The organism is Nostoc sp. S13, assembly GCF_029379315.1.
Taxonomy (GTDB): Bacteria; Cyanobacteriota; Cyanobacteriia; order Cyanobacteriales; family Nostocaceae; genus Nostoc.
This window is the reverse complement of record NZ_JAQYWQ010000008.1, coordinates 80,571-93,756: the sequence shown is the minus strand read 5'-3', so window position 1 is coordinate 93,756 and position 13,186 is coordinate 80,571. Positions and strand designations below refer to the sequence as shown.

Annotated in this window: 10 protein-coding genes; 3 read left to right on the top strand and 7 right to left on the bottom strand. The window is 42.3% G+C overall.

Translation table 11 applies throughout. The features are described 5' to 3' along the window. Window positions 1-6: 6 nt before the first annotated feature. Complete coding sequence (locus PUQ00_RS04760) at window positions 7-708, bottom strand: Crp/Fnr family transcriptional regulator (RefSeq protein WP_292765252.1); 702 nt, start codon at window positions 706-708, stop codon at window positions 7-9. Between the two features lie 556 nt (window positions 709-1,264). Here PUQ00_RS04760 and PUQ00_RS04755 point away from each other — a divergent pair. Continuing rightward, on the top strand, window positions 1,265-5,299 hold the full coding sequence (locus PUQ00_RS04755; protein WP_300413654.1) for a hypothetical protein: 4,035 nt from the start codon (window positions 1,265-1,267) through the stop codon (window positions 5,297-5,299). A 252-nt stretch (window positions 5,300-5,551) separates the two neighbouring features. Here PUQ00_RS04755 and PUQ00_RS04750 read toward each other — a convergent pair whose 3' ends face one another. Next, the gene (locus PUQ00_RS04750) at window positions 5,552-5,755 is read right to left on the bottom strand and encodes a helix-turn-helix domain-containing protein (RefSeq protein ID WP_300413704.1); all 204 of its coding nucleotides are present in this window, start codon (window positions 5,753-5,755) and stop codon (window positions 5,552-5,554) included. A gap of 368 nt (window positions 5,756-6,123) precedes the next feature. Here PUQ00_RS04750 and PUQ00_RS04745 point away from each other — a divergent pair, with 368 nt between their 5' ends. Continuing rightward, window positions 6,124-6,777: a sugar transferase gene (locus tag PUQ00_RS04745; RefSeq protein ID WP_300413652.1), complete on the top strand. Its 654-nt coding sequence runs from the start codon at window positions 6,124-6,126 to the stop codon at window positions 6,775-6,777. A gap of 123 nt (window positions 6,778-6,900) precedes the next feature. Here PUQ00_RS04745 and PUQ00_RS04740 read toward each other — a convergent pair whose 3' ends face one another. Then, window positions 6,901-7,737, bottom strand: coding sequence for a carbohydrate ABC transporter permease (locus tag PUQ00_RS04740; protein ID WP_300413650.1), 837 nt, complete (start codon window positions 7,735-7,737; stop codon window positions 6,901-6,903). A gap of 69 nt (window positions 7,738-7,806) precedes the next feature. Here PUQ00_RS04740 and PUQ00_RS04735 point away from each other — a divergent pair, with 69 nt between their 5' ends. Continuing rightward, on the top strand, window positions 7,807-9,057 hold the full coding sequence (locus PUQ00_RS04735) for a 2OG-Fe(II) oxygenase (protein ID WP_300413648.1): 1,251 nt from the start codon (window positions 7,807-7,809) through the stop codon (window positions 9,055-9,057). A 143-nt stretch (window positions 9,058-9,200) separates the two neighbouring features. Here PUQ00_RS04735 and PUQ00_RS04730 read toward each other — a convergent pair whose 3' ends face one another. The 4 genes from PUQ00_RS04730 to PUQ00_RS04715 form a co-directional block, all read right to left on the bottom strand. After that, complete coding sequence (locus tag PUQ00_RS04730) at window positions 9,201-9,776, bottom strand: 5-formyltetrahydrofolate cyclo-ligase (protein ID WP_300413646.1); 576 nt, start codon at window positions 9,774-9,776, stop codon at window positions 9,201-9,203. A gap of 210 nt (window positions 9,777-9,986) precedes the next feature. Then, complete coding sequence (locus PUQ00_RS04725) at window positions 9,987-10,931, bottom strand: GDP-L-fucose synthase (RefSeq protein WP_300413644.1); 945 nt, start codon at window positions 10,929-10,931, stop codon at window positions 9,987-9,989. Window positions 10,932-10,955: 24 nt separating this feature from the next. After that, window positions 10,956-12,035, bottom strand: a complete 1,080-nt coding sequence (gmd, locus tag PUQ00_RS04720) for a GDP-mannose 4,6-dehydratase (protein ID WP_300413642.1) — start codon at window positions 12,033-12,035, stop codon at window positions 10,956-10,958. Between the two features lie 377 nt (window positions 12,036-12,412). Further along, complete coding sequence (locus PUQ00_RS04715; protein ID WP_300413702.1) at window positions 12,413-13,171, bottom strand: sugar transferase; 759 nt, start codon at window positions 13,169-13,171, stop codon at window positions 12,413-12,415. Window positions 13,172-13,186 lie beyond the last annotated feature (15 nt).

Sequence of the window (13,186 nt, the reverse complement as noted above, 5' to 3'; positions counted from 1 at the left end):
AAGTTTTTAAACGATCATTCTTTCTAAGGCTGACAAATCGGGAATACAAACAGTGTCTTGATCCCGTTTAATCAACCCTTTTTTTTCTAGCCTTGTCAACACTCGTGTCACTGTTTCCCGCGCCAGTCCGCTCAAACTACTCAATTCTCGATGAGGTAAATTGGGGATTTCGGTTCCTGTTTGCCCTTTTTTTCCCTGTCCTTCTGCCAAAAATAGCAACGTATCTGCCACCCGTGACTGACTATCAGATTCCCGTAACCGCAATCGGCGATTTACTTGCCGTAAACGTCGTGCCATGAGTTGCGCCAATCGAACTCCCGCCAAAGGTTCTATCTGAAGTAACTTGACAAAATCCTGAGCAGGCATACTACCAATTACCGTCGGAGCCAAGGTAATCACATCTGTAGATCGAGGTACTTCATCTAGTGCGGCCATTTCACCAAACAATTCCCCTTTCCCAAGAATATTCAGCGTTACCTCTTTTCCTTCCAGATTGTAGGTGCGAATTTTTACCCATCCATCCAAAATAAAATACACAGAACCGCCCCAGTCATTTTCTAGAAGAATCACCTGATTAGCTGGGTGAGTGCGGGTGACAAGATGAATCAGGGCTGATTCCACAGCAGTTTCTGGCAACCCTTGAAAAAAGGGAGCAGAGTTGATCATCCAGGGATTAGCCTGTGCTTGCAAGCTATATCGGTCTTCCATTACGACATTTTTATTCAAGTTGCTATATACACACAACAAACAAGAGCGCCATTTTTAGCCTCAGCTATGATTGCACAGCTCCCTTTCAAAGATAAAACTAAACTATGCTAGATAAGAAAGTGACAAGAACAGTTTTTCTAAATAATCTTTACCTATAAGTTTAAACGGGGTAAAAGTTTTGCAAAAAGTAGTTTATAGCCGGCGGAAGTATTGTTAGGGGCTAGCTGCACTGCAAACTTGATTAATTAAGAATATAGGCAAACAACATCAATGATACTAAAGGGAGTAAATTATTGCTCAGGTATTTTAGCGATTTTCCAAAATAGACAACCAATGAGCTGCAAGACTAAGCTTTTTAAACAAACGATGACTGAAGATTGCCACGACTCCCAGTAATCCATAACATAATGACAGTCACAAGTCCAAGCAGCGGCTTTTGTCACTCAAAACTTCTCCTATGGTCGACGCTGCGCGTAGCAAGATCCCCATCGGGGTACGGTGATTGTAAAGTAATTGTCACATTAGTTGACATACATTTTTAGGTAAGGTAATAAAAGTGACTTTCAGTGCAGATGAAATTCAAAAGCTGATCGCAGACATTGACAACTTACTTGCCAACGGTGGCAAGCGCCTGTCTAAATTTCTGTCTGGTCAGGCGCAAGAGCCTAAAGAAGTTTTAGAACGAATTCGCGACTTCTTGGTGAAGTTACAAGAAAAAGAAGCATTAGAGAGCGGCATCCCAAATCAGTCTTCTGAAGAACGGCGTTCGCCTTTATTAACAAAATTACTTGATCATGGTACTAACCAGTATCCACTACCACAGATCGAACCCAATCAGGAACAGAGTACTGTTGGGGCAGGACAATTAAAAAGTGAATTTTCGAGATTGATCCAGCCATTGCGATCGGAATTAGAATTGCTGTTGCAAGAGCGAGCCACTCTCATACAAGAAATTCGGCAGCTAGAACAAAGGCGATTGCAAAACTACTCCTTAGCGCAGCAGTTGACAAACCAGGAGCAGATAATTACCGAGTTTTTACAGGTACTCATGAGTCGTCTTGTGCCAACTTTAACGCCACTGGTGGGACAGAATTTGGCAAATACGCCCAGTTCATCAGGAGTAACTAATCACATAAATTCGGAACCAACAACCTCTGCAACTCAACCTTTTTTAGAATCACCAGACGGTGGGGAGCGGTTAACTCAGCTGGCCAGCGAGTTGGATCAACGCCTATTATCACTAGATGGGACGGTGAATGTAGTCTTTGATGCACTACAGCGCAACATTAATACTTATTATGAATCCCTGTCGCAAGCACTGGCAAGAATGCATAGCAAGGGGATGCAAAGCGAACAGATGATGGCCAGCTTTCTTAACAATTTGACCCAGCATTTGCAGCAACAATCCCCTAGTTCTCAGTCATCTTTCCTGGGGGTAGAATCTGAAACATTACCTTCATTGGCTGACCCGGCCGAGATCGCTGCTGAAGTTGCGCCCCAACCCTTGGAGCTTATACAGCCAGAAACTTCATCTTCACTGACGATTAATTCTGAGCCACAGGAGACTACCCTCACAGAGGATTTAGATGCAGCCCTGTTGCAGCTTGGTTTACACTCGTCTCAATCTTCTGAAAGCTCGACCGAGTTACCCTCAGATATTTCTGAGTTAATTGGTGATGAAGTAGACCAACTTTACGCCAGTTTGTTTGGTACTGGTGATGTAAATAATCACAGCCTCGATGTTGACTTATCTGCTCATACAGCCTCGCCATCACCGTTGAACATCGCTGAGGGCGCACCTGTCCCTCCAACCGTGAATATGGGTCTTTCAACCCAAGAGACTTTAGTAGAAACCACAGATTCATCATCAGAGCCAGAGGAAGAACTATTTTTTGAAGAGGATACTGACCAAAACTCGCCTGTTAGCTTGTTTACGCCACAAACAGACAGTTTCCCGCTGCAACTGGGCACTCAGCCAGCTAGTGTTGATACAATTAATACCCTAACTGACCTATTACCTGATATAGCTACTGAGCAGCAACTGCTAGAACCATCAGCCTCTGTAGATAATGCCACAACTACAGCCCCAGTTACTCCAGAAGTAGCAGAAATTGGGTTGCCATACCCCTACGGGGAAGCAAGCTACGCGCAGGGTCTGGTAGAGAAGCCTACCCTTCCCGTAGCGGATGCACCAGAAGATATTGCCACATCGGAAGTATTAATTAAAGATGATCAAACACAACCATCTTCAGATAACTATATTACTGCTTCACCGCAGGAAAACTTGCTTTCTGTTGAGTTAAACCAGGCTCCAGCCGTACCTGATATTTCTTTAGATGACGAACAGTTGCAGCAATTAGATCGGGATTTGGCTAATTTTGATCGGCAGCTAAATTCTGAGTTGCAGCCAGATACTAACTTGGATATTTACCCGGTAGTAATTGGTAACACTCAAGACACAATCCCCATAACCTCCCCTGAAAATCTCCAAATAGCAGAGAATACCTCAACTACTGCTTTCTCCAGTTTGGCAGTTCCCCAGGTAGAAACTGAAAAAAAGGAAGTCACAACTCCTGTTCAAGAAAGTTCTTTACCTGTAATTTCCAACTCGATCAACAATCCAGAAGTTGCGCTCAATATTCTAGAATCAGTCTGGTATTTAGGAATTGATTTAGGTACAACAGGAATTTCTGCCGCATTACTAAATCGTTCGACTTTTGTTGTACATCCTATCTACTGGTCAGCAGAAAATCCGCCGGGAACAAGTTCCTTTCAACAATCGTTTCGTTTACCAACAGAGGTTTATCTGCCTACAGCTTCTGTACCTCACAGTGAAAATGAAAGTATGGAAGCACATGAGCAGTCAGCACCTGCGGCTGTTGCCCAAGATAAAGTGCCTGATCACTCGGCCACCACTCCTGCAACACCGAGATCAACAGCAGAGCCGACGAAAAATAATCTCTACTCGGCGCAGTTGAAGCCTTATTTACAAGTAGCTATTCCCTACAAGAGTGAAAGACAGAAATGGGAACCTGTTTTGCAATTAAATGAATTTTCGGCAGGCCCTTTGATTTGGGTTGTGCGATCGCTATCTAAGCTACTATTAACCCTCAAATCTGATCATACTAGTACCACACCTAGTTTAATGGCTGCTGCTGTTGGGATCAGCGAACAAAATTTTCCGCAGATTATCAATAATATTGCTGGTGTGATTTGCACCTGTCCATCTAGTTGGTCGGAACAATACCGCTTCAATGTGCGGGAAGCTTTACTCACTAGCAAACTGATCCAACATCCGCAGCAAGTCTTTTTTGTCGAAGAAGCGATCGCTAGTCTACTCCCGGAACTCGATGCTGCTAACGGTGAGCAAGTAAAATTAAGCGATAGTCAAGGTTCTCATCCGGCAAAAACCAGCGAACATCCCATTGTTGGCAACACCCTGGTGATTAACATTGGCACAACTGCCACAGAAATGTTACTGGTCGATATACCAGAAACCTTGCTGCAATTGACATACAATGATTTCATGCTCCACAGTTTTGCCTATGCTGGCAAGGGAATTGAACAAGATATAATCTGCCAGCTGCTATTGCCACCTAAATCTCGGCAATCACGCCCCCAAACACCAAGCAATCGCAAAACTGTTACCAGTAATCCTTGGCAATGGCAACCGTCAATTCCCGGTTTAGACCAAATGCATTGGCAGAGTTTAGGGTTGGAAGAATTAGAACTACCCAGAGTCGGGGAACCAGATATGATCGCTCGGATTCGCCTCCAGCAGCGTCTAGAAAGTTCTCTACTGGGACAGGCGGTATTAGATGCGGCACTAGCCCTAAAGCTGATTTTGCAACATCAAGACTCTTTTACCCTGGAATTGGCTGATCAGCAGTGGATTTTGCAGCGACGAGACTTAGAAAGCCAGGTATTTATCCCGTTTGTGCGCCGCCTGAACCGAGAACTCAATAAGTTATTGGTAGCTCGTGGCATCCCCACAGAAGCAATTAATCAAGCTATCCTGACTGGTGGGGTGGCTTGTATCGCAACGGTGAACCGGTGGTTACGGCAAAAACTCCCCAACGTTAGGATTATTCAAGATTTATATCTCGGCGAAAACGGCGCTCCTAATTGCAGTCGGGTTGCCTATGGTTTGGCGATGCTGCCTCTACATCCTCAAATATTAGATATACCCAGGCAACAATACACTGATTATTTCCTATTTACAGAATTGCTGCGACTGCTACCAGACCGACCCTTATCTTTCGGTGAAGTTATCCAGTTATTTGAGGGTCGTGGGATCAATACTCGCACTTGTCAGCAACGGCTGCTAGCTTTTTTGTCAGGTGAACTGCCTTCGGGCTTGATACCTTCAGTCACAGACTCAGCCTGGCTCACCCAGAGTTCGCAAGAAAACCCTGACTATCAGGCGATCGCCACGGCACCACTTTTTGAAAAACAAGGGAGTCTCACTTATCGTCCCAATTCCCAACAGCTGTTGTCTTTGCGTCACTATTTAGATGCGATCAAGGCTAGTAATCAGCAATCACTGGAGGAACCATATACGGTGAATTTCGCCTTAGAGGTTGATCATTGAGTCCGAAAATAAAATTTTGCTATTGCTTAAATCCTGCTTTTGGCTGTAATAATCAGGCTTGTCCTTGTGTGGTATAATACCACAAGAGATGATAGAGCATCGGTCAATATCAGATCACAGCGATTTTGCTCCCACTAGTTAAACTGTTCTGCTAACCTGTAGTTATATTGACAGGCACACAGTTCTAGCTAGTTTTCAACTATGGTTAGGGGTTGCGATGTCGGCGTAAACGGTACTGGTAGGCTAGACGGATTAAGCCTGATCCTTTTCTGGTTCAAATAAATCAGCCAAATTCTCGACTGTGCATTTTGTGATTTTGCAGAGCTTAATAGTCTGTCTTAAGGTCAGTCGCGGAGCGTGAATCCTCCGCTCCCAATTAGAAACAGTTTGATCTGTAACGCCAACAGCTTCTGCTATTTGTCTTTGAGTGAGTCCTAAAGACTCTCTTAGTGCCATAAAATTTTCGCTTGAAGTCATCTAGACAAACTACTAATACAAACTTTTTCTACAAGTCAACTTAGCAGCTACAAGCTAACTTGATTTAATCGTAACAGAGAAGGCGGCTGGACTGGAAAAGAACCGCCTTTCTATCCAGATTCTTCATGGAAATCATTTTCATTTGATAGAAAAAACACTGTAAATTTATAATTTACTACCTTAATTGAAAGATTCTGTAAACTTTAGGTCTTCGGTTTTTATATTGTTTAAATTTTGTGTATGTTAACACTCAGTAGTCAAAACAAAAACAGTAAAAATCGCCTAAAATTTATGTCCATGTCTACACTACTAATACAAAAAGTCCTGTTGTAGATAAGTTAATCCTTATGAATCATCTTTATCTTTATTCAGTTAATTGTTCGCAACAGCCTTTACACCCGTCAACTTTAAGCGTGAGAAAACGATTAATTGACATTGTTGGAGCTATTTTGGGGCTGTTTATTACATTTACAGTAGCAATTCCCGTAGCAATTGTTACCTTTGTACATGATCCAAATACAATACTTTATTCTCAAATTCGCTGTGGTTTAAACGGAAAAACTTTCCGCATGTGGAAATTCCGTTCGATGATTGTCGATGCCGATAAATTCAAGCATTTGGTTGAAAATCAAGCCAAAGGTCACATTTTTAAATCTGTTGACGATCCTCGCATTACTTATGTGGGTAAATTTTTGCGGTGTACTAGCTTGGACGAATTACCCCAATTTTGGAATGTTTTGTTAGGGGACATGAGTTTAGTTGGTACTCGTCCACCTACTCCTGATGAGGTCAGTAATTACGATCTACACCACTGGGATAGATTACGAGTCAAACCAGGTATTACCGGAGAATGGCAAGCTAATGGGCGCTCAAGCATTACAGACTTTGAAACCATTGTCAAGATGGATATAGATTATCAACGCAAGTGGTCTATAACTTATGACCTGAGTCTGATTATTAAAACTATTGGGGTGGTATTGAAAAAGACTGGTGCTTATTGAATTGGGGCATTGGGTATTGGGCACTTGTACTGAGCGTTCGCGTAGCGTCTCGTAGAGAAGCCGTTGGCGTAGCCTCTCGTAAAGAAGTATTGGGCATTGGGCATTATTGATTGGGAGAGATTTTTATCCTTTGATGCCGCTACCAGTTTCCGTGGGGACAATGTAACGTTGTAAAAATAAAAATAGTAATAATACTGGGGCGATCGCAATCACTGAACCAGCAGCTACTAACCGCCAGTCAAGGGAAAATGTCCCTGCTAGCTTTGCGACTCCCAAGGGAAGAGTGTATAAATTTTCGTCTTGGATCACAATTAAAGGCCACAAAAAATCACTCCAAGCACCAATGAATACAAAAATAGCTAAAGTTACCAGTGCTGGGCGAACAGCTGGTAACATTATATGCCACCACAAACCTAATTCCGAACTGCCATCCATTCGGGCGGCTTCTTCTATCTCTTTGGGGACACTCATGAAAGCTTGGCGCAACAGAAAAATGCCAAAGGCAGAAGCTAAACTCGGAAAAATCATCCCTAAATAACTATTTGTCAAACCCAACTGGACTGTCAAAATATACAGGGGAATCATCACGATTTGGAAGGGAATCATAATCGTGGAGACAATCGCTACAAAAATCCAGTCTCGCCCCACAAACGATAATCTTGCCAACGGGTACGCAGCTAAAGCGCAAAACAGCAGATTTAAGCCCACAGTCAGCACTGACACCAGAGTACTGTTATACAGATATTGTCCAAAAGGTAGAGAGTTCCACACACTAGAGAAGTTATTTAGTGTTGGTGACGCAGGCAATAACTGTGGCGGCGACTGAAAAATATTTTCCGTAGGCGATTTTAAGGATGTACTAATTAGCCATAGTAAAGGAAAGAGCATCAGCAGTGCGATCGCTCCCAATAGCGCATACATTAGCAGATTTTGCGATCGTGATTTTTTCCAGTTCAGCATTTGATTAATAAGGTAAATTATCTTTTCTGAAAGATTTTTTCACACTAAGCACAAAAATCGCCAAAATGATTGCAAATTTTATTTTATAATTCAACAGGATGTAACCTGGGACTGAATCAGGAGGAGCATTTTCAAAATTATCATCATGTATTAAACCGTGCAGTCTGGTCAAGTTTAGAAGCAAGCCGAATTTTATTAATCGTCACTCTTATGCTACCTCTTACTGTTGGCGACCCGATTCCCTGGTTCATTCTTCCCTCAACTTCAAATCCAGCCTTCCACTTTAATTCGGTTGGCGGATATCGGAGCATTTTGTTTTTTTTCGGAAGTTCTAAAAACAACTATATTCGGAAGATTATTGATGAGTTATGTAATCAACAGCAGCAGTTAGCTGCGTATCAAGTGCCATTTTTTGGTGTGAGTATAGACCCAGATGACACTTTTCTGGCAGAGTTAATAGATAATAAAACTTATTTCAAATTTCTTTGGGATTTTGAACAAAAAGTCAGTTTCCAATACGGTATTTGTCAACCAAGTAATCAGGCAAGTAACGAGCTCCAATACAGACCAAAAATTTTTGTTTTGGATGAAAATTTACGAGTTCTAAAAGTTTTGCCAATCTTAGCTACTACTCAACCTTGGGAACAAGTATTTGAGTTTATCAATAGCTTACCTGCAATCTCACAAAATATTCCAGCAGCCAGACAAGCACCTGTTTTATTTATACCCAATGTGCTGAATCAAAGTATTTGTCAACATTTAATTCATTTGTACGAAGCAGATGGTGGTCAGGATTCTGGCTTCATGCAAGAAATCGATGGCAAAACAATCCCAGCCTATGACTATGAATTTAAAAAACGCCGAGACTATTTAATTTCTGATCCTCAACTATTAAAGCAAATCGATAAAATAATCATACAACGGGTTAAGCCAGAAATCGAGAAGGTGTTCCAATTTAGCATCACTCACTTTGAACGCTACCTAGTATCCTGTTACGAAGCAACTAATAAAGGCTTCTTTAATCGTCATCGTGATAATACTACCAAAGGTACGGCGCACCGACGATTTGCTATGTCGCTGAATCTCAATACTGGTGATTACGAAGGCGGAGAACTACGATTTCCAGAGTATGGACTCCAGCTTTATAGTCCCAATGTGGGAGAAGCGGTGATTTTTTCTTGCTCTCTACTGCATGAAGCTACTCCTGTCACAAGTGGACGGCGTTTTGTTCTCCTGTCGTTCTTTTACAATGATCAAGATGCCCGGTTACGGGAAGAAAATCGCAAGTACGTTGTACTTGATAATACTGATGGTGATTAGAAGTAAAAAAAGTTTGTAAGTTAATGTAGAGACGTAAAACTTTACGTCTCTACAAGAGTTTTGGTTGCACAACTAATAACTTTCATACATCAAATCAGCAACGCCAAAAATCGGATCTAATCGTCTTCATCATCCTGAATCCTTCAGCCTTTTGGAGTCAATCCGGTTTCTGTAGAAACAGCTTGTAGTGGTTTATCCCAAAGTTCAATCGGTATTTGGGACAAATATGCAAACTCAAAGACAATTCCGATAGTCGGCTTTGTCTGCCACTGCGGTAAACTGAGCAAGCGATCATAATATCCGCCGCCATAACCCAAACGATATCCTTGATAGTCGCAAGCTACACTGGGGACGAGAATCAAATCCACTTCAGCAGCATCTAAGATTGGAGCGTCGGGGTGTGGTTCAGTAATCCCATAAGCGCCACTTTGCACAGAATCTTCAGGTGTCCAAATATGCCAATATAGGGATTTATCAACGCAGCGAGGAAATCCCCAACGGTATTTGGTGTCTGCAAATAGTGGACTGAGGTCAGGTTCTTGACGAAAGCTGAAATAAGCGAGTATTGTTTTTGCTTGGGTGAATAAAGTAGAGTTTTGTAAATGAGAGCATAAGTGATCGCTTTTTTCTTTCCACTCTCCAACGGACATTGATTGACGTGTTTTGAGTAAAGTGCGGCGTAGTTCTGCTTTATTTAGTTGATGATTAACTTTGTCCATAAAAATTTATAGGAGCAAATAAATAAGCTGGGTATCGCCCAGCTTATACTACCCTAGATTTACTGTAGCGTTTCTTAGTTGAGTCCAATAGAGACCTAACCCCCAACCCCTTCCCTATAAGGGAAGGGGAGTAAAATTCAAAGCCTCTCTCCTTTTAGGAGAGAGGTCAGAGTATACTGCATACAAACGAGTGATCGTTGTAGTACATCGTTATACAGCGTGTTGACGGTACCACTCAATGGTATTCTTTAACCCTTCTTCAAAGCTCACCTGAGCCGTGAAATTAAAGGCTTGCTTTGCCCTTTCAGTATCTAAACAACGGCGGGGTTGACCATTAGGCTTGTCAGTTTGCCAAACAATTTCACCCTTAAACTCCATCAATTCGCAGATTAGAGTTACTAAATTAAGGATAGAGATTTCATCACCCGTTCCCAAGTTAACTGGTTCCGATTCGTTATAGAATTGAGTCCCCATAACAATCCCCCGCGCTGCATCTTCTGAATAGAGAAACTCGCGTGTGGGACTACCATCACCCCAAACTGGGAGTTGCTTTTCTTTGTTAATTTGGGCTTCGTGAACTTTGCGAACTAATGCTGGAATAACGTGGGAACTTCCGGGGTCAAAATTATCTTCTGGGCCATATAAATTCACTGGCAGTAGGTAAATCCCATTAAAACCGTACTGCTGGCGGTAAGATTGCAATTGGACTAAAAGTGCTTTTTTAGCAATTCCGTAGGGGGCGTTGGTTTCCTCTGGGTAGCCATTCCAAAGATCATCTTCTTTGAATGGTACTGGGGTAAATTTAGGATAGGCGCAGATTGTGCCAACACAAACGAATTTTTCGACTCCAGCTTGATAGGCAGCGTGAATTAGCTGGGTTCCCATGATCAAGTTATTATAGAACAACTCTGCGGGTTTTTCGCGGTTCAAACCGATGCCACCGACATGAGCTGCTAGGTGAATGATTATGTCTTGCTGGTCAACTGCACGCTGGCTATTTTCCCAAACACGTAGATCGCAATCGTGCGATCGCGGTATTGTAATCTTCTCACGATCAGCCCCTGCTTTACACAGTTGATCTATCACCTGACGACCTAGAAACCCCGACCCACCAGTGACCAGAATGCGTTGATTTTTTAGTTCTAAGGCTGTCATATTTTTATCCTCTGTGGTGCGAAATCAGAAGTGCAAAGCACCCAGTTCTTGACGAGTAGTAGCAATATCATGTGGAAATTGCGAACCATTTCCATTGGGCGAAGTGTGACCTAATGCTTGTAAGTCTGCTTCTACCATTAGGGAAACTAGTTCTTCAAAGGTTATTGATGGTGCCCAGCCCAACTTCTGCCGTGCTTTGGTAGAATCGCCAATCAATAACTCTACCTCAGATGGACGGAGGTAACGCTCATCAAACTCTACATAATCTTGCCAATTGAGATTTACATAATTAAATGCCAGTTCCAAAAACTCCCGCACCGAGTGAGTTTCACCAGTAGAAATTACGTAATCCTCTGGTTGGTCTTTCTGCAACATCAACCACATGGCTTTGACGTAATCCTTTGCATAGCCCCAATCTCGCTTGGCGTCTAGATTACCCATATAAATTTTTTTCTGCTTACCAGCAACAATACCAGCCACTGCTCTAGTAATTTTGCGCGTTACAAAGGTTTCACCGCGTCGTGGTGATTCGTGGTTAAAAAGTATGCCGTTACAAGCAAACAAACCATAAGACTCACGATAATTTACAGTTTGCCAGTGGGCGTAAACTTTCGCACAGGCATAGGGACTGCGCGGATAAAAGGGCGTTGTCTCAGTTTGAGGTATTGCTTGTACTAAACCGTACATTTCTGAAGAACCCGCCTGGTAAAATCGCACCTGAATTCCGGTACGCTGTTGGTAGTCTCGAATTGCTTCTAACAGACGCAGCGTCCCCATTCCAACAGCATCCACCGTATATTCGGGTGAATCAAAGCTGACTCTGACATGGGATTGAGCGCCGAGGTTGTAAATCTCTACTGGCTTGACTTCTTCTAAAATACGCCGCAACGTCGTACCATCCGTCAAGTCACCATAGTGCAAAAACAATCGCACTCCCTCTTTGTGGGGGTCTTCGTAAATATGATCGATGCGGTCTGTGTTGAAGGTAGAAGTTCGGCGAATAATGCCATGAACCTCATAACCTTTTTCTAGCAAAAACTCACTTAGATATGAACCATCTTGACCAGTAATACCAGTAATTAACGCTCGCTTTTCTTGCGTCATACTCAATTATCCCTTATTGTCTTTGATTAAAAAGTTACAGGCAATCTGATACAACCTAGCAGCTAATTGCCGAATTGCCTAATGGGAAACCTACGAGTTATTGTGGTTATGATACTTTTTGCCTAAATAAATATACTTAATAAAAAGGAATTTAACACGTAAACCAACCTGAGATAGATGAAGATTGTTTAATTATGTATATTTTTTCTTTTACCAGATAGATCAAGATTGTTTTTGTGTACGTTGTTTTTTGTCAAAACTTCATATATCTCTGATTTTGTGAAGACTATAGAAAGATGAATAGTCGTTTAGTCATAGGGGAAGAATTAGTACTTAGGGGCATAAACTGCCCCACAGAACCGACCCTAAGTAGTTACTCAGTACGCCCCGTTATTTTTGGGCAGAATGACTATATCAACAGTTTTCAAGATGATCCATAAATCAAGCCATAAATTCCTAAATTTGACATAATGCAGGTCTATTTGGACTCGCCGAGGGTAGGGAATGTCATTACGCCCAGACACCTGCCACAATCCAGTAATTCCTGGACGGATTGTTAAAATCTCATCAATGTGATAACCGTATTTTGGCAGTTCCTCTGCTACTAAGGGTCGGGGGCCGACTACACTCATGTCCCCTTTTAAAACGTTCCAGAACTGGGGAAATTCATCTAAGCTGGTAATTCGCAAAAATCGACCAATTTTGGTAATCCGGGGATCTTGTTTCAGCTTAAAACTGCTCTCAAATTCTTGTCGCAACTGGGGCGATGTTTCCATCATTTGCACGAGGATTTCGTCCGCATTGCTCACCATTGTTCGGAATTTAATACAATTAAAGGTTTTGTAATTTTTCCCCACCCGTTCGTGGACATAAAAAATTGGACCTTCTGAGCTGAAAGCAATCAGCAAGGCCAAGATTAAGTAGACGGGGAAGAACAAAATTAACACCGACAGCGAAAACACTATATCGAACAGTCGCTTGGCAAACTCTCCGTTTAAACCCTGAAAAGATAAACCTTTGGGTTTAACTTTTGGCGTCTTTGTTTTTTGACCGCGTTTTAAGAAAGTACGCGTAGACGCTCTAGTGTCTTGCCGTACGCCTCGCTTGCCGGAGAGGAGTGAGCTCTGGGCAGTCATCATACTCCTTAATAA

Coding starts and splice junctions, on each gene's coding strand:
- PUQ00_RS04725 (WP_300413644.1), bottom strand. CDS start 10,931: ATGACAGCCTTAGAACTAAAAAATCAACGCATTCTGGTCACTGGTGGG.
- PUQ00_RS04740 (WP_300413650.1), bottom strand. CDS start 7,737: ATGCTGAACTGGAAAAAATCACGATCGCAAAATCTGCTAATGTATGCG.
- PUQ00_RS04750 (WP_300413704.1), bottom strand. CDS start 5,755: ATGGCACTAAGAGAGTCTTTAGGACTCACTCAAAGACAAATAGCAGAA.
- PUQ00_RS04760 (WP_292765252.1), bottom strand. CDS start 708: ATGGAAGACCGATATAGCTTGCAAGCACAGGCTAATCCCTGGATGATC.
- gmd (WP_300413642.1), bottom strand. CDS start 12,035: ATGACGCAAGAAAAGCGAGCGTTAATTACTGGTATTACTGGTCAAGAT.
- PUQ00_RS04730 (WP_300413646.1), bottom strand. CDS start 9,776: ATGGACAAAGTTAATCATCAACTAAATAAAGCAGAACTACGCCGCACT.
- PUQ00_RS04745 (WP_300413652.1), top strand. CDS start 6,124: ATGAATCATCTTTATCTTTATTCAGTTAATTGTTCGCAACAGCCTTTA.
- PUQ00_RS04715 (WP_300413702.1), bottom strand. CDS start 13,171: ATGACTGCCCAGAGCTCACTCCTCTCCGGCAAGCGAGGCGTACGGCAA.